This window comes from Halosimplex halobium, from assembly GCF_051414055.1.
Classification (GTDB): domain Archaea; phylum Halobacteriota; class Halobacteria; order Halobacteriales; family Haloarculaceae; genus Halosimplex; species Halosimplex halobium.
On sequence record NZ_JBLKNX010000026.1, the window covers coordinates 40781 to 57746 of the forward strand.

The window sequence follows — 16966 nt, forward strand, 5'->3', positions numbered from 1 at the left end:
CTCACGCGAGCGCTCACTCGGGTTCCAACGATACCTGCACTTCGGGACACCGGACGGGAACGGGCAATTATCGGTCAGACGTGTCTCCATGGGAGTCCTCTCGATGGCTCGATCGGTCTTATGTAATATTTCACGAGTTCAGAAGAGCAGTTGTTACATAAGACGGGAATCGGCCTGATTCACCGGCCCAATGCTGGCCCCGCCGATCCCCGAAGCAGTTTCCGGAAAGCGACGACCGAACCAACCCAGAACCATCGGAAAGCGAGCCTAGTTACCCGCTACACCGTCCCGCACAGCCCTTTCCGGAAACGGCCCGCACACGTTTTAGTAGTCGAAGCCGGATCACTTCCGTACCAGACATGATCCGCGATGCTCGCGTGTTGCGCGCCGGGTTCGTCCCGCGGGAGATCGAGCATCGCGACGCGGAAGTCAACCACCTCTCCAGCGTCCTCGACCCGATCACCGAGGGCGAGCCTGCCGACACCGCCCTCGTGACCGGGCCGAGCGGCGCGGGCAAGACCTGCCTCGCGAAGTTCGTCACCGAACGGCTGCGCGAGGAGGTGCTGGACATCGAAACGGTCTACGTCAACTGCTGGCGCAACTACACACGCTTCCGGACGCTCTACCAGATCCTGGATACGCTCGGCAAGACCATCGACATCCACCGCCAGTCGACGCCTCACGACGAACTCGTCGAGCGCCTCCAGCAGTACGACGGGCCCCGGACCGTGGTCATCCTCGACGAGGCCGACCAGCTGGAGAATCCCGACGTGCTCTACGACCTGCATAGCCTCCCGCAGTTCGGGCTGATCTGCATCGCGAATAGCGAGGAGGACCTCATCGCCCGCGTCGACGACCGGCTGGTCAGTCGCCTCCGGTCGAGCGAGCACGTCCGGATGGACAAGTACCACGTCGACCAGCTGCAGGACATCCTTGCCGCCCGTGTCCGGCGCGGGCTCGACCCCGACGCGATCACCGACGCCCAGCTGCGCCGGATCGCCGACGCCGCGGCCGGCGACGCCCGCCTCGCCATCGGCATCCTCCGGACCGCCGCGAGTGCGGCCGACCGCCGCGGTGCTGACCGCATCACCGACGAGATGCTCCTCGACGCCGCGAGCGACGCCCGCGACTCGATCCGACAGACCAACCTCGACTCGCTGACGCCCCACCAGCGGGTCGTCTACGACATCGTCCGCGAGCACGGCCCGCTGGGGCCCGGGGAGATTCACGAGTACTACACGGACGAAGTCGATGATCCGCGCACGAAGCGGACCGTTCGGAACTACCTCTCGAAGATGACCCAGTACAATCTCCTCACCGCCGAGGGGACGAGCCGCGACCGCCAATACGCGCTGGTCGATCCGGCGACGACATCGCCGACGCAGTGAGTGCGGGGTAGTGGCTTCTGCTCAGTGCACATCGTCCACGTTGCAGGCTTGCTCGGGAGTCTCAGTACAGGGATACGATTAAAGAGATCCCGCAGGTTCTCTGCTTATAGTAGTCTACGTGTTGGACGTGTCACTGAATACTAGATGAGCATCACTCACCCGTTGGATAAATTCAGTCACTTCAGAAAATGGGCCTGACTCGTCAAGCCGTGACTCATCCACATCAATCTTGTTCAGTAGTTCTATTATATCTTCATTTAGTGATTCGACCTCTTCGATGGTGTGCTCATGGTTTTTCTGCCACCGGTCAAACTGGTCGTTATCCATCTGATCAAGCAACGAGATCCCATTCTCGTCCCCTATGTTTTCCTGAGCTTGTTGTAGCTCAGATCCAATATTATCGTATCTATTAACTATTTCAACAAACTCGTCCATAACATCTGATTTCTCCTGGTTCACTGCCACACCCTCTCTCTCAAGGAACCTCTCGAACGCGGAAATCACCTCTTGAGGATTTATTTCGTAGCTCTTGGTGTTGTCCTCAGTGCCGACCATTTCGCGGATCCGGTCAAACATATACGCTACCCACACCGAGTTGATACTAAAGGTTTTTTTTAATATGAACTCGGCGCTCAATATGCACGAATACTGAGCGACACCGTCCTACCGAGGCCGTATCAGAGACAAATTGAGATGAACTGGCCGAACTCCAAACAAAACCTCGTCTGTCCGGGTAATCCTGTCTCCTCCGCCGAAACTACTATACGACACAACGAGCTACATCGAGCTACAATCGTGCCTGTCCACCTCGATTCCCACGAACCCGACGTTGATCTTACGCCGGGAACAGCAAAATCCGACATCGTGGCATTCCTCTACAGCCACCCGGAACTCGGATTCAAACCCAATGAGATCGAGGACTACCTCGAACTCCCACACGGGACAGTCACCACGACCCTCAAACGGCTCTCCGACCAGGGATTCGTCGGGAAAACCGCGGACAGCCACTACCACGCACTCGAACACCGTGAGGACCTCCACCGATACGTGAGCAGTCTCGACCAGGTACAGCGGCTGTTCGACGCGGACGAGTTCGAGGAAACCACGGAGTGGAACGAGAACCCCGAAGCGGTCGATGAAGACGAACTTGACGCCGAAATCAACGAGTTAGAGGCCGATTTCGAGGATGCGTAAATTCCCTGTGGGAACGGTGTGTTGGGCGAGCGACCCGACAAATGCGCATCCTGAACGGCCCGTGGTCGTTCTGTCCCACGAAAAACGGCCATTCAATGAAACTCAATGCACCGTAATGTGCATTGGAACGAACGCCGACGAGTACGACCACTACGCGCCCGAACTTGAGGACAAACACCTACGCGGGATTTCGTTCGAAAGGACCCAGTACCTGCTGCCGTGGGCGTTGTACACGATTGCACCCGGGACGTTGATACCGCCCCGTCGAGGCGAACTGACTGACGACGGCGAGCAGCTCGTGAAGCGGGCTCTCATCTCGCTGTTCAAGGTGTAGAGGCTGGCTGAACACTGGCTTTTCACTACTCAGCAGCCGTGACAGCTTGGAGTTGATGTCCCATCCCGAGAGATCAGCTGGTTCGGGGGTGGGTGATGGTTCTCCCTTCGCGGGCGCCCAGAACCGAGTGAGAGAGATCAAGTAGTTCACTGGCCGTGATACTCGTTCGGGAACCGATCCGGAAGTCGGCGGATTGCCAGCGATCGGATGTTCCAGCCGTAAACCTGCAGTTTTGACTCTCTCCTGAACTCCGGAAGCGACACGCGAGCCCTTACCGAGTGTCGGCGGCACCGATCAGGTATGCCCGATACCACCGACGATCACGATGCTTCACGACGGACCGGCAGGCCGACGCGGGCAGCCCAACGCAACCGGTCGACCGTCACCGACGCCCCAGACCAGCGCGTCGACGGCCTGCTCCCGTCGCTCGATCCCGGCCTGACGCTCCTCGACATCGAAGCCGACCGCAACGTCCCGGTCGTCCACGCACTGGTCTGTGACCACCTGCTCGGAACCGACGGCCCCGCCTTCTGGGTCGACGCACAGGGCTACGCGACGACGGCGACGCTGACCCAGATCGCGCCCAGTCGGCGCCTCCTCGACCGCATCCACGTCGCCCGCGGGTTCACCGCCTACCAGCACTTCAGCGCGCTCGCGGACCTGCCCGCCGCGGTCAACGCCCACGTCAAAGCGGCGACGACCACCGACGCGTTCCAGCGGGACGACGCTGGCACCGACGACACGGATGGCCAGCCGACGCCGGCGCTCGTCATCGCCCCTGCCGTCGACGCGCTCTACCGGGCCGACGACACACTCGGTGACGCTCAGACGCGCCGGCTGCTGGCGCGCAGTCTCGCTCGCCTCCGGCAGTACGCCGACGCCTACGACGTGCCCGTCCTCTGCACTCGAACGAAGCAGGACGGCCTGACCGACCCGGTCGAGGCGGCCGCGACCCACCGCTACACGTGCGAGGCGACGCGGATGGGCCCGCGGATCACCGGCGAGGGCTTCGAGCCGCAGTGGTACCCCGTCGCCGGTGGCGACGCCTATCAGACGACGCTGGCCTACTGGGCGGACCTGCTGGCCGCCCGCGCCGAGGGGGCCGGGTGCCAGCCCGCCAGCCCGTTGGGCCCGTCGCTCGATGCCGACACGGACGACGGGGTTACGACTACACCCGCCCGCCAGCCAGGCGCCCCGCTGCTGGACACGTGGGCCGGCCAGCCCGGTGGAGGGTACTGACGATGGGCCGCACCAACCCAACTTTCCGGGACACGCTCACCGCGCTCGAAAGCCGCTGGGACGACTACCGCCGTGCGCTGCGCCGGGGTGACCAGCCGTACTTCGATCAGCTGTTCACCCACGCCCGCGAGCACGCCGACGCCAGCGGGCTGTTGAACCACCAGGACCCGATGTATCCCGTGCTCGTGAGCATCGCGCTCGAACAGCAACGGGCGATCGAGACCCTCCAATCGCGGGTCGAGACGCTCGAAGCGGCCGTCGAACCGGGCCCCGACGAATCTACCGAAGAGGACGACTGCTGACCGCAATGCCGTTTGCCTTCGACTTCCTCGACGACGGGCGCGTCCTCGAATGGACGGTGACCGACGACGGCGCCGACCCCACCGTCGTCGACGACTACACGCCCCGCTTTTTCGTCGGGCCGCGTGATCCCGAGGCCGATATCGACCTCGCTCGGCTCCGTCAGTGCTACGAGCGCCACCCGGCCGTGGCTGGCGTCGAGGTCGTCGAGCGGCGTCCCGGCTTCCGGCGCGACCCCGAACGCCTGCTCGCCGTCGACGCCACCCACGTTGACCGCGTGGCGTCGCTCGCCCGGCAAGCCCGCCAGCTCGACGCCTACCCCGTGGGCGAGCTGGCCTGCTACAACGTCGATTTCACCCGGGAGTTCCGCTACTGTCTCGAACGCGGGGTCGACCCGACGCCCACTGGGGACCTGACGACGCTCTCGCTGTCGGTCCCGTTCACGGAAACCGCCACCGACACGTACGAGACGCTGACCGTCGGTGGCGACACCGTCACCGGTAACCCGGCGACGATCCTCGACGCCGTGGCGACCGCCGTCGCGACACGGGACCCCGACGTGCTCGTCTGCTCGACGGCCGAGATCGTGCCGACGCTCTACGAGATGGCTGCCCGGGCCGACATGGGGGAGTTCACGCTGAGTCGCTGGCCCGGCGTGGACTCCCAGCAACTCGCCGGGCAGTCGACCTACACGAGTTACGGCCGGGTGGGCCATTCGCCGGCGCGGTACAACGTTCCGGGACGGGCGATCGTCGACGAGTCGGCCACGTTCCTGTACGACGAGACCAACCTCGCCGGCGTCCTCGACCTGGTCGAGCGCTCGCACAAGCCCGTCCAGGAACTCGCCTGGGCGTCGATCGGCACCGTCCTCACTGCGATCCAGGTGCGGGAGGCGACCGCCCGCGGCGTCCTCGTCCCGTGGAACTCCTGGCGCCACGAGCTGTTCAAGTCGATGGACACGCTGCACGACGCCGACCGCGGCGGGTTCATCTTCGCGCCCGACATGGGGGTCCACGAGGACGTCCACGAACTGGACTTCTCCAGCCTGTATCCGAACATCATTTGCACGCGGAACGTCTCGCCAGACGTGATCCGGTGTGGCTGCCACCGCGACCGGGCGGACGTGCCCGGCCTCGACTACGCGATCTGTGACGAGCGGGGCTATCTCGTCGACGTCCTCAAACCGATCATCGAGGACCGCGACGCGATCAAGGCGGCCATCCGCGAGGAGCGTGCGACCGACGCCCCCGACGATGACCGACTTGCTGCCCTCGAAGGCCGCTCGGACGCGCTGAAGTGGATCCTCGTCGCCTGCTTCGGCTACCAGGGCTTCGCGAACGCCAAGTTCGGCCGGATCGAGTGCCACGAGGCGATCAACGCCTTCGCCCGGGAGATCCTCCTGGACGCCAAACAGCGACTGGAGGCCGGCGGCTGGGAGGTGGTGCACGGCATCGTCGATTCGATCTGGGTGCGGCCAGCACCGGATGTCCCGGCCAGCGACCGGACCGACCTCGACACGCTCGCGGCCGAGATCACCGACGCCGTCGGGATCGAACTGGAGTACGAGGCCGCCTACGACTGGGTCGCGTTCGTCCCGCGACGGGACGATTCGGCCGGCGCGCTGACGAAGTACTTCGGCCGGCTCGCCGACACGGGCGAATACAAGATCCGCGGCATCGAAGCCCGCCAGCGGTCGACCCCGCCGTTCGTCGAAGCCGTCCAGCGGGACTGTCTCGACCGCCTCGACGAAGCCCAGGCACCCGAGCCGGTGCTGCAACGCCTCCAGGCAGCGATCACGCGATTGCGAGCGGGCCGGGTCGACCCCGACCGACTCACCGAGCGGGTTCGCGTCTCGAAGCCGGTCGACGCCTACACGCAGTACACCCACACCGTCGCAGCGCTCGAACGCGCTCGCGATCAGGGCCTGGCCGTCCACCCCGGCCAGGATATCCGATACGTCGTCGTCGACGACGCGAAGGCATCGCGTGACCGCGTCGCCCTTGCCCACGAGGACATCGACACCTACGACGCCTCGTACTACGAGACCCAGCTCGTTCGTGGTGTCGAGAGTGTCTTGTCACCGCTGGGGTGGGACCGGACCGACGTTCGCCAGTGGCTCGCCGATACCGTCGACGGGACGCTCGCCGCGTTCGACGGGTGAACAGCCGCTTCTGGTTTGAATACTGTCAGATACCGGAATCAACCGAGCAGATAGAGGATCGTTGTTTTCATCGTCTGATTGGCTGAGTACTCCGTTGACATCCTCCTCCGCGTGAACGCGGAGGAATCCCGAGCGGTGGGAGTTTCAGGTTCGCAGTCCAGTCACCGGACTCCAAGCCCTTTCGGGCACGGGTAGTCCCACGGTATCGGACTGGTGGACTGGTGGCGGTGCCAAGCCGCCGTTACCCCTCTCCTCGACCGTGTACGGCGTCCCGGTGTTGTTTTTGCCACGGGGACGCCGGCACGCGTCACCGGACTTGGGGGTATCGTCTGACTCGCTTTGAGCAGTCGGCACATGGGCACACCCTTCGAGGATGTGACGTTCACCGCCCGCTCTTTCGGATACTGTCTCATTAGATGGGTGGACAGACCACCTCCGAAGGACGGTTCGGAATCCGCTCCGTTCCGACCGATTCCTCTCCATTACTAGGGTTGCCTGTCACTTAAACGTCGGTATCCCGAAACTCAGAGTGCTGTCGAACGTGGGTTTTCTCCCAAGTGACGGCGCGTATCCACGGCGTGAACGCCGTGGTATTGCACCTGTTCAGCGTATAAGTAGACTTGCGAATTGATCGCCAACGGTTCTGTCAGAGACGTATTATATTGAGAACGCCCCGCTGTATACACAGCGCATATGGATCATCTACAAGATTTGACGACTGCGATTGTTGGGATATTAATGTCGATCTCCCGCGTTGGTCGTGCAACCGGGATGAGTTCGATGCCCCGAACCCGAGCGTTGACGAAGAATAGACGATATATTACTCCAGCTCATTCATACGTTATAGGAGAATTCCAATTGTTTATCAGGGAATATTTTATCATATGCGAACACTAGTGACCTCCACATATAATGTAACGCTGGATATTCTGCCAATTTTTGTGTTAATTCATTAATACGATCAACTGTATTTTCTTCGGATAGTTTGAACGCATTATTGACTACAGGGATTATCTGTTCAATAACCCGGTTAACAATCTCTTCCAATTCGGCGGTCACATATTCTTCGCGCCATTTATTGATCTTATCTTTTTCATCTTGCTCAAAATTCCAGTAGCTGCCTGAATTGTAAACATCGAACGGCCCTTTACTCAGGGCAGGATCTATTTTGGTTTCGAATGTACGGGCTTCCTGTTCTATATTATCGATAATATCGGCACGAGATTCTTGGGGGAAATAGTCGTCAACTAGCATACCGTTTTCGAACATGTGTTCTACTTCTGACCTTACTTTTTTTGGACTGAATTCTTCTCTTTTCGAATAGGGGTTATTTTCTTCGTTTTCAGTCCCAGTAACTGTATCTTTTAATCGGTTGAGGTAGTCTTTCATACATAGTGAGTATAATACAGAGGTTTGTAGCCTTGACGGATATTGAGAATGAGGGCGCAGTAGAAAGGTTATTTTCACACCGGGAATTAATATTCGAGCCCTTTGGTGCCGAATATTAGGATGTTTCAGGTTTTTACTTTCTTTCGGAACAAAAAGATAAAATTCAAAAGTGTTGTACTATCTAGCGAATATCGTAGTTTACTACAAATCCCGAAACTGATCGAGTTCGCTATCTCAACCTAGTGCTGCATAGACTCCCTATATCTCGCACCGGTTGATTGACGAGGCTCCGATAGTTCGAGGCTCCCATCGATAGGTGAACCACCTGAATTGAGCGGATCGAGGGATCTGAGAATGTGTATGCAAACCGTCATCTGGCCCTAAAGCGGGCGTCCTACACGAGAGCGACATCCGAATCGTCGGTCTCGTCGGGCGTCACCTGGATGTCGATCTCGATGTGGTCGTACCAGACCGTCGGCCGCTTCGCACGACCCTCGTCTTCAAGGTCGACGAGCCCGAGCTCCGCCAACCGGTTCAGTGCCGTCGAGACGTTCTTGATGTCGCGGTCGACGAGGCGAGCGAGCTCGCGAACGCTCGCGGGCTCCTCGGTGGCGATCGTTCGGATGAGCTCGAGGTTCTTTTCACTCAGCACTCGTTCGAGGGCTTCTTCGTCGGGGAGGCTGAGGACGGACTCGTCTTCCAGGTCCTCGTCGGCTTCGAGTTGGCGGACATCGTCGAGGGCCGCCTCGAAGAATGCCGCCGTCGATTCGACCGTGATGTGGAGCGTGTTCGTGGTCATGAGTTACGGTGAAATGTGATCGGGAAGTTCGCTAATGAATCGTCGGAGCAGCGCCTCGGTACCCGGGAAGTCGATCTCTTCGAGGTCCGAACCGCTATGGCGTTCGTGAACGCCGTGATGGTTGTCGTACCGGAGGATCGGATCGTCGCCGTCCTTCCGGCCGTAGTGGAACGCATACTTGATTCCCTCGGGAAACGTTTCGGATTCCGGCACACGTAGCACTCTGATCTGGACGATCCATCGCCGAAGTCGCGACGCCGGTCGCGAACGACCGCGACATCATCATCGTCCGCCATCCTCAGTTGATGGTCTCTTTGCCATCAAAATAAAAATGTTGGTATCTACACCATCGGTGGGGTACCAACCCAGTTGCTCGGGTCAACGGTTTCCACCAATCACGTGCTCCCGTCCGAAGTAGTTCACCGGGACTGCCGACACAATACCCACGAAGCCAGTGACCAATCCCTTGCAGACTCAAAAATCGGCCCAGGTGACCAATTCCACATGCTACTAGGATTCGTCATTCAGGTCGCCCTGCAAGTACTGCTCGCCCGACTCGGCAATCCGATAGTACCCCCGTTTGACGCGCTCAGCGTATCCTTCGTCGGTGAGCGTCGACAGTCGACGATTCACTTCGTCTCGGGATTTGTCGATGTTGATGGCGATGACCGAGGGCGAGAGAATCAACCCCGACGACGAGAGACATTCGAGGATACGATCGTCTATCGGCAACTGCATCCAGCCCGGCGGCGTGCGACGGTCGGCCACGGTGACTCTACATCGATGAGCAGGGACTTATCAGGTTCTAATAATAAATTCGTGTGGCTAGCCACATTATTTAATGAGAATTTTTATACCGGGGTATCATGAATCCATGTGCTGACCCCGTGCGAAACATCTCGCGATCCGGCCCCGCGGATGACCCTATTACAGAGCGCGCAATCAGATCCCCTCACCGTTGCGCAGTCCGTCGGAGGGAGAGTCCGTGACAGCCGAGAATCCGCTCCCTAACGGAGACCGTCGGACATCGAGAACTGACCAGCGGGCAAGACAGTGTCCTCAGTGTGGCTGTGAGCTGTTCGGGATCGAGATCCGCGGCCCGACCGACCGCCGTGCGCTTCCGTGCGGCCACCAAATTAGGGTCCAGTAACGGGTCAGCGACCCCTCTCGAAGGGTCGGTCCGATGCGAGTGGGAAACTGAATTCGCAGTCCGTACCGTGGAATCGACCGAATACGGTCGTGGCTGCGCGCGCAACGACTCGCGGGGAGTGAGCACGGAGCGGTGGGTGGGGCGGCGGGGTGGGACCGGTCCGGCACCGGCTAAAATTCGAGCACGGCTTCGTGCGACGATACATCCCACTGGACCGCTCGCGGGATTAGCATACGGTCCCCTCGACCAGGGCTCCATCGCGACGGTTCGTCTACGGGGGCTCGCAATGCGCCAGCTTACCGAGGCCGGACCGTCTCGCCGTCACGCTCGAGGACCTGCTTTGCGACCAAGCGGTCGATCGCGTCGTCGACGCCCTCGTGCTGGTCGTCCGACAGTGTCTGTACGTTCGAGCGCACTCGGTCACGGATCGGTTCGATACCGTCGAGCCCATCGTCGACGGCGCTTAGAACAGTGTATTCGACCTCGAACGCCGTCGCGAACGCTTCGATCCTGTCTGTGAACGTGGCTGGCAGCCCCGAGAGTGAGGTCACCGCCATTTCGATCGCGAACAGCGGATGCGAGCGGTCTCGGATCTGTCGTGCTTCGGTTGCGCCCGTATTGAACGGTCGCTGCTCGTCGATTTCGGTCAGCATCACGTCGTAGTCCAGCCCACGCTGGGCGTACATCCGCATGTCCTCGATGTCGCGGCGCCGACCACTGGTCAGGTCACCGCCGGAAACCGCTTTCAACAGGAACATATCTTCGTCGGCAAGGACGAATGCCGTCGCCTGGTCCCCCGTCCAGAACGCTGTTGCCCGGTCGTGCATCCGGTCGGAGATCCAGACCTTCCCGACGACCTGCTGCTCGAAGAGGTCGATCTGGAGACCACGCTCGTCGTGTTGTAACTCGACTGTTCTGCCGACGCCCTCGAACGACGCTGTTGGCTCGCTGGTAACTGTGAACCCCTGTGCCTGGAGTACGTGATAGACGTGCTCGAACTCGGAGGCAACACTCAGCGCCACGTCGATATCTTCAGTCTGGTCTTTCAGCCCCTGCACCGTCATCGCCGACCCGCCGAGCAGATACACGGTCACCGACTCCGAGAGCCAGCTGTCGAATTCGCCGAGGAAGCGTTCGATCGCCTCGCCGCCTGTGAAGACTGTCATGAGACGCCGTACTGCTCTTTGAGCGCCGCATACTCTGCTTCACTCGGCAGGGGAACTGGCGACGCCGACGTAGCGTCGAACGCCCCATCGAGCGCTCGATACATCGCCGCGACCGCGGCGTCCAGGTCATACCACTGGGCAGTTTCGAGCAGCGCCGCTCGGTCGAGTCCCAGCGTCTCGATCAACAGCATCGCGTAACTGACGCGGCGGGATCCGCTATCGAGGACGAGCGTGTGACAGACCACTTCGGCAGGGGTGAGCTCCGCGTCGGGGGCGTACCAGAACGCGGGTTCGTCCGCGAGGAAGAAGTCCAGGCCGTACTCGGCGAACCGAGCGAGCCCGGTCAGCTGCCACTCGGCGGCGTCCTCGAGTGCCGCCGTATCCTCGGATGTCTGGACGCGAACGAGCGCTCGCGTCGGGTCACACCACTCGACGGTCGCGCTCGGCGCGAGTGCCCGGGCTCGCGCCCGGTGCTCGTGGCGCACGACAGCCCGGGCGAACGTCAGCAAAGGCGCGAGGTCATCGCTCAACGCGTACTCCGGGCCCGACGGGGACAGCATCGCGCGATGCTTGAGCGGTGAGAGCGCTTTGTGGACGCCCTGTCGGGTATTGTCGAGCCGGTCCGCGATCGCGGCCACCCGACGAGGTTCGTCGAGATACCAGCAGACGCGAAGCGTGGCCGGCGAGAGGAGGTCCGCCCACTCGACGTGGCCCAGCTCCGACTGCAGCGTCCGATACGCCTCGACGACCGGATGCGTCGCGAGCCGGACCCGCCGCTGGTTGGTTGGCCCGCGGCGCTCGTCGAGCAGGTCCGCGTCGACCAGCGTATCGAGGACCTCGTAGAGATGAGTCTCCGAATAGTCGGTGGCCGCAGCGAGGTCGGTGACCGTCGCTTCCCGGCCGGTCTGCAGCGTGTCGATGACAGCGAAGCCGGCCTTGGTCAGCATCTGTGTCTACTATTTATTTTGTTCTCTTAAGTAAGTTTCTGGAATTTAGTTTACGATCGCCGGTTCACTGGTGGACGCCAAGTGACCGAGCGATTCGTCCTACTTGCACCTCGCCCGCTCGAAGCCGCCGTTGATCGAATGCGTCACGAGAAAACGCGGAGTGGTCGCCGACGGTGACGGGTCACTCGGCACGCTCGGCAAGCGGGTGGTTCGGGACGCCACGACGCCATGGGAGGGCTGTCGTCGAGTAGTCGTCTGCCGGGTGCTCGACGCTGTGCCTGACCCGGAGCGTCAGGCCAGGTGCGACACCTCCTCGGGCTCCTCGACGTCGTCGAACTCGCCGCGCTCGACCGGCTGCCAGTCATCGTCGGGCCGTGGACTCCACCAGTCGATTGCGTAGTCGCCCGGTGCGCCGACGACCTTCACCCGGGCCGACCCGTCCGGGAGATCCCGGCGCAACTTCGCGTCGACGTGGAGGTTCCAGGTCGTCGCCGTGTCGAAGCAGGCGAGGACGGCCTCCTCGTAGCCGCGTGTCTCGTGGGCTTCCTGGAGTGTGACCTGTGTGTTGCAGTGCTTGCAGAACACCCCCTCGAAGGGGATGTGGCTGAACACCTCGTGTCCACAGACTGGACACCAGAGGAACGCGAACAGTGCTTCGCTGTGGCGGTCGATCGGTTCGAGGCTCATTCGTGACCCGGCCCGTTCGAGGGGCCACCCATTCGGGCCCCGGAAAAACACGCTCCGACTGCGTTCTTCCCAGTTAGCACACGACACTGTGGCCCGTGGTCACCGGGGGCGTACTCAATTTTGAGTCAGCGAGAGGATCTCGCCGTTCACGGGGCGGAGGACGTCACTACCGCTCTCGGCGGTATCCTCTTCCACTGGGACGCAAGCCCAGCAAATAGTAGTTCAGCGTATTATCAGACTGGTTTAAACAAATGACATAAGTATCACGCTAGTAAACATCAAATATGGATCGCCCTGAACCCGGCCAAACGTGGGAAGTCGGCCGCAACGAGTGCGCCAGCGACGCTGTGTTTCGGGCGCTCGCGGATGTGTCAGATCGGCCGCTCACCGAGTTGCCGCCGCTTCAGGAGTCTATCGATGTCGATTCGTTAGATCACGTGCTCGCGGTTTCGTCGGAAATTCAGTCGCTCACCTTCGAATATGCGGGCTACGAGATTGTCGTCGAACCGGCACGGATCCGACTTCGAGAACGTTCCTAGCTGGGTGTCCTGTCGTCAGTCGTCTTGAGATCCATCCGACGGACGATGGCCACGGTTCGTCGAGTCCGGGTGACCGTCTGTGCTGTCGTGTCGTACATTACGAGATCGACAGCTGCGAGTTTCGGGAGTCCAATGTGGTGGAGCTGCGTGCGGAGTTGCTGGTCGTCGTCCGGAACTATCGTCTGGTTACAGCGGCTCTGGAGTGCGGTTGCAAGTGCCTCCATCGTAATGCGGTGCTCGTGGTCTGCGAGCGTGGCAACGACGCCCTGCCGGAGAGGGCGGGCCACCAACACACTGATTGGGTCCCAGTCGCGGTGCTCGGGGTCGCTGAGTGGCGGGAGCGAGAGGTCTGTCTCGATGGGGAGCGGCGAAAGGGCGACAACCGACTCCTGATCACGCTCGATCAACCCGGTCGCGTCTAGCTTCGGGAGACAGCGGTGTTCGAGGTCAGCCACGACCGACGTACGGGCCGACTCGGGTACCGCCGATGGCTCGACATCACGCTCGCGTGCTGCGAGTTTGACCCCAAGGTCCCGAACGCCGATTGGTCCGGACCGGTCGTAAAGGATCGAGAGCACCCGCCGCTGTCGAAGATCACCCAGTACCGTCGCCAACTCCCGGTCGCCACCACCCCTCACGGGAGCACCCGATTGTCTGTTCATAGGTCATATTACTACAGAGAGTGGTATATTTTAACCCGCTCAAATTTGTGTGTCCCGGAGGATTAGAGTTCGGCAAACACGACTTCGAGGAGTTTTCGCTGGCCTTTGCGCAGATGCTGATGAAACGTCGACGCACGAATATCGAGCGACGCGGCGATCGCCTCGCCCGACCGGTGTCGCGGGCTATCGAAATAGCCGCCGAAATACGCCGCTTCGACCGTCGCTCGCTGCCGGTCTGTCAAGTCATCGGCAAGCAGACCCACTAGATCTGCTGTCGTGGGGACTTCACGAGTTACCTGCTGCTGCCGGAGGACGTGCGTGCTCGGATAGGTCTCCCGGATCGTCTCGATGATCCGCCGAACGTCTGTGCCGGGCGGGAGTGCAACAGTCACGTTGACCGCGCCGTCTTCGATCGACCCCTGTCTGAAGTTCCCGCCGTGAGTCGCGATGATAGAGGCGATCGGTTCGTCCGAAAGGCGCTGTTCGAACCGGATCGTCTCACTGCTTTCGTCGAACGTCTCGACCGTGCCCCACTCCGGGCGTTGATCTCGTAACGTCTCGAGGACAGCCACAGCTTCTGTAGGTGCCCGCCCGTACAGCAGGTACTCACCGTCGCTGAGCGGCGTTATCCGGTCGGTTGAGATCGTGCCATCGGCTGTCGGAACAGGAGTCGATCCGCCGAGTTCCGGGACCCGAAGGTCGAGTTCGATGATTTCGTCACTCATGAGCGCTCGCTTGCGGTCGACAGCGGCGATTGCATGGCCGACTACATCGCCCAACTGTCCGATCACCTCACGCTCCGCTTCGGCGAATGTGTCGGGCCGATCCGAACAGACGCCAAGGATACCGTAGACCACGCCCTGATGCACAATCGGGATGACCGCCGCCGACCGATATCCGAATTCGCGTGCGTGGTCGCCCAAAGATGCGAACGGCGGATCCGCACGCACGTCCTGTAGTACCTGTATCGTTTGGGAGGCGACCGCTCGCTCGATCGGGTCCTCCTCGGGGTCGGTCTCGGGTCCGGGCCTGACTGTCGCATTATCGAGACGACCGCCGACCCCGGCCGCGACTCGCGGATTCAAGTCGCGGTCCGCGTCGATCACCCCGATCCAAGCGAGCCGGTACGACTCGGACCCGGCCAACCGCTCGCAGACGACGTCTTCGATCGCGGTTCGCGTCTGTTGGTCGATGACCGCTTCCGTGATGCCGCGGACGACATCGTTCAGTTCGTCGAGTGCCGCGAGTTGCTCACGCTGACGTTCGAGGTCTCGCTCGTATTGCCTCCGCTCCGAGATATCCGTAGCCATCAGGATTGCCCCGTCGAACTCGTCGTCGCGATACACGGGCACGGCCCGTCCGGTGAAATACGCCTCCTTGCCGTAGATCGACTCGAAGGGAAAATCGAACTCGATAGGTTCTCCCTCCGGAAGACGTTCGAAGAGCTCAGCTTGGCCCGTCTCGACGATTGGGGGCAGTTCGTTGATGGGGACACCGATGGCATCTGAGGACTCCATTTCCTCGGGAAGGCCGATGATCTCCTCGGCGCGCGGGTTCTCGTAGGTGATCCGGAGTTGTTCGTCTAGACGAAACATCCCGAACGGTGCGTTCTCGACCAGTTCCTCGTTGAACTTCCGGGCTTCGCGGAGTCGTCGCTCACGCTCTTTGCGGTCGGTGATATCACGGACGACACAGACCATCCCCCCGTCGTCGGTCGCGGTCAGCGAGAGTTCCTGCGGGAAGGTCGTGCCGTCCTTGCGTTGTCCCGTGGCCTCGCCGCGCCAGCCACCTTGCTCACGGACGACTGGGATGATCTCCTCTTGGAATCTCGTGAGTTCGTCTTCCCCGTAGCACATCGCCCAATGCTCGCCGAGGAATGCCTCGGTGTCGTCGTAGCCGTACACGTCCGCGTGCGTGCTGTTTGCGTATCGGTACGCACCGCCTCCGTCAACGACTCCCACGCCGTCGATCATCGAGGTCATCGCCCGTGCCCACCGCTCCGAGTCGCCCGCCCACGCGTCTTCTTGTCGCTCCGTCGTGTCTTCGGTTGCCTGCCGCTCATTCGACTGCTTGGGATCAGGACCGCCAGCACTGGAGTTCGAGTGGGTTTCAACCGATGGCGATGAATCAGCAGCCAGCCACCAGACTCTGGCGTTCGCACCGACCTGCTTCGTCTCGAGGTCGCCGCGGTCAACCAGTCGTTCGAGTCGTTTGTACACCGTCCGGCGCTCGGCGTCCAGCGCCGACGCCACTTCCGGCGTCGTGAGCGGTTCGGACTGATCCGCCTGCTGTTCGAAGACTGCCAGCGTCTCCGCGTAGATGTCGTCTGCTGGCCCCGCACTCATGATATGTGCATCGGTACCATCATACAAAGTTCCGACGATGGAACCGATCACAGGTCTGCGACCATCGACCCGAGATGACCCTACAAAACCGATACCAAGCCACTAGCAGCGAAGACGATGTCTGCACACACGGGCAACGAAGCCATCCACTTCGGTGACACCAACAGCGGCCCCTCATTGTCTGCCATCTATTGATCTTATTAGAATTGAACAACTGAATGAAAAACGAAGGTGTCTTTATTGTTAAGTTAATACCAATTTCTAATGGACTCCTTACCGCAATTGAACGAGAAACAACTCGATCTCGTGGTGTGCTACTCGTTCAGTAGTGGAGAGGAGATGAGTGTGGCCATAGTAAACGCCTTCCATGCGGCCAACATTGATATATTTGAGAAATCGACACGGCTTGATGATTGGGTCAACACTGACGTGCTCGAGTCCATTCGCTGGACCTCTGACCGCCCGCTGTATCTAAGTACACGGATTTGGGGCTACCGAGTCGTCATCACACCCGAGGAGGTACGAATCTACACCACCATGGATCTCATTGACCACCTCCCGCGCCTGAAGACGCGGGAATCCCGCCACGGGATTTCAGACCGAGTGCAACGGTCCTGTGGTTTCAAGACGCATACGTTCCACGCGTCAACTGCTGGGTTTCAGCAT

General features: G+C 60.9%; 18 protein-coding genes. 8 read left to right on the forward strand and 10 right to left on the reverse strand.

All coding sequences use genetic code 11. The annotated features are described in order from the left end of the window. Positions 1 to 359 precede the first annotated feature (359 nt). Positions 360 to 1388, forward strand: a complete 1029-nt coding sequence (locus ACMGFG_RS22140) for a Cdc6/Cdc18 family protein (protein ID WP_436932462.1) — start codon at positions 360 to 362, stop codon at positions 1386 to 1388. Positions 1389 to 1502: 114 nt separating this feature from the next. On the opposite strand, the gene ACMGFG_RS22145 is transcribed toward ACMGFG_RS22140, so the two are convergent. After that, positions 1503 to 1964: a hypothetical protein gene (locus ACMGFG_RS22145; RefSeq protein WP_436932463.1), complete on the reverse strand. Its 462-nt coding sequence runs from the start codon at positions 1962 to 1964 to the stop codon at positions 1503 to 1505. Positions 1965 to 2183: 219 nt separating this feature from the next. On the opposite strand from ACMGFG_RS22145, the gene ACMGFG_RS22150 reads away from it, so the two are divergent. The 5 genes from ACMGFG_RS22150 to ACMGFG_RS22170 all read left to right on the forward strand — a co-directional run bounded on the left by ACMGFG_RS22150 (position 2184) and on the right by ACMGFG_RS22170 (position 6616). Continuing rightward, positions 2184 to 2582, forward strand: coding sequence for a MarR family transcriptional regulator (locus ACMGFG_RS22150; RefSeq protein WP_436932464.1), 399 nt, complete (start codon positions 2184 to 2186; stop codon positions 2580 to 2582). A 115-nt stretch (positions 2583 to 2697) separates the two neighbouring features. After that, entirely contained in the window at positions 2698 to 2916 is a 219-nt protein-coding gene (locus tag ACMGFG_RS22155; protein WP_436932465.1) for a hypothetical protein, read from the forward strand. A 300-nt stretch (positions 2917 to 3216) separates the two neighbouring features. Next, positions 3217 to 4155, forward strand: coding sequence for a hypothetical protein (locus ACMGFG_RS22160; RefSeq protein ID WP_436932466.1), 939 nt, complete (start codon positions 3217 to 3219; stop codon positions 4153 to 4155). A 2-nt stretch (positions 4156 to 4157) separates the two neighbouring features. Then, positions 4158 to 4457, forward strand: a complete 300-nt coding sequence (locus ACMGFG_RS22165; RefSeq protein ID WP_436932467.1) for a DUF8156 family protein — start codon at positions 4158 to 4160, stop codon at positions 4455 to 4457. A gap of 5 nt (positions 4458 to 4462) precedes the next feature. Continuing rightward, positions 4463 to 6616, forward strand: a complete 2154-nt coding sequence (locus ACMGFG_RS22170; protein WP_436932468.1) for a type B DNA-directed DNA polymerase — start codon at positions 4463 to 4465, stop codon at positions 6614 to 6616. Positions 6617 to 7450: 834 nt separating this feature from the next. On the opposite strand, the gene ACMGFG_RS22175 is transcribed toward ACMGFG_RS22170, so the two are convergent. The 7 genes from ACMGFG_RS22175 to ACMGFG_RS22205 all read right to left on the reverse strand — a co-directional run bounded on the left by ACMGFG_RS22175 (position 7451) and on the right by ACMGFG_RS22205 (position 12754). After that, entirely contained in the window at positions 7451 to 8005 is a 555-nt protein-coding gene (locus ACMGFG_RS22175; RefSeq protein WP_436932469.1) for a hypothetical protein, read from the reverse strand. Positions 8006 to 8399: 394 nt separating this feature from the next. Beyond that, a complete protein-coding gene (locus tag ACMGFG_RS22180; protein WP_436932470.1) occupies positions 8400 to 8804 on the reverse strand; it encodes an HVO_A0114 family putative DNA-binding protein in 405 nt (134 codons plus the stop codon). Positions 8805 to 8807: 3 nt separating this feature from the next. Continuing rightward, entirely contained in the window at positions 8808 to 9017 is a 210-nt protein-coding gene (locus ACMGFG_RS22185; RefSeq protein ID WP_436932471.1) for a toxin-antitoxin system TumE family protein, read from the reverse strand. 297 nt (positions 9018 to 9314) lie between these two features. Next, complete coding sequence (locus ACMGFG_RS22190; RefSeq protein ID WP_436932480.1) at positions 9315 to 9542, reverse strand: winged helix-turn-helix domain-containing protein; 228 nt, start codon at positions 9540 to 9542, stop codon at positions 9315 to 9317. Between the two features lie 708 nt (positions 9543 to 10250). Next, positions 10251 to 11120, reverse strand: a complete 870-nt coding sequence (locus ACMGFG_RS22195; protein ID WP_436932472.1) for a hypothetical protein — start codon at positions 11118 to 11120, stop codon at positions 10251 to 10253. Then, positions 11117 to 12067, reverse strand: coding sequence for a helix-turn-helix domain-containing protein (locus ACMGFG_RS22200; protein WP_436932473.1), 951 nt, complete (start codon positions 12065 to 12067; stop codon positions 11117 to 11119). Before ACMGFG_RS22200 ends, ACMGFG_RS22195 begins: the two co-directional genes overlap by 4 nt. A gap of 291 nt (positions 12068 to 12358) precedes the next feature. After that, the gene (locus ACMGFG_RS22205; RefSeq protein ID WP_436932474.1) at positions 12359 to 12754 is read right to left on the reverse strand and encodes a DUF7567 family protein; all 396 of its coding nucleotides are present in this window, start codon (positions 12752 to 12754) and stop codon (positions 12359 to 12361) included. Between the two features lie 284 nt (positions 12755 to 13038). Here ACMGFG_RS22205 and ACMGFG_RS22210 point away from each other — a divergent pair, with 284 nt between their 5' ends. Beyond that, positions 13039 to 13293: a HalOD1 output domain-containing protein gene (locus ACMGFG_RS22210; RefSeq protein ID WP_436932475.1), complete on the forward strand. Its 255-nt coding sequence runs from the start codon at positions 13039 to 13041 to the stop codon at positions 13291 to 13293. Here the strand turns inward: ACMGFG_RS22210 and ACMGFG_RS22215 are convergent. After that, positions 13290 to 13955: a DUF7344 domain-containing protein gene (locus ACMGFG_RS22215; protein WP_436932476.1), complete on the reverse strand. Its 666-nt coding sequence runs from the start codon at positions 13953 to 13955 to the stop codon at positions 13290 to 13292. The two genes, ACMGFG_RS22210 and ACMGFG_RS22215, sit on opposite strands and share 4 nt — an antisense overlap. A 62-nt stretch (positions 13956 to 14017) precedes the next feature. Continuing rightward, positions 14018 to 16300 carry a bacterio-opsin activator domain-containing protein gene (locus tag ACMGFG_RS22220; RefSeq protein ID WP_436932477.1) on the reverse strand — a complete coding sequence of 761 codons (2283 nt, stop codon included), beginning with the start codon at positions 16298 to 16300 and terminating at the stop codon, positions 14018 to 14020. 264 nt (positions 16301 to 16564) lie between these two features. Between ACMGFG_RS22220 and ACMGFG_RS22225 the strand changes: the two genes are divergently transcribed. Further along, positions 16565 to 16966 (forward strand): hypothetical protein (locus ACMGFG_RS22225; RefSeq protein WP_436932478.1); only part of this gene is annotated, 402 nt, incomplete at its 3' end.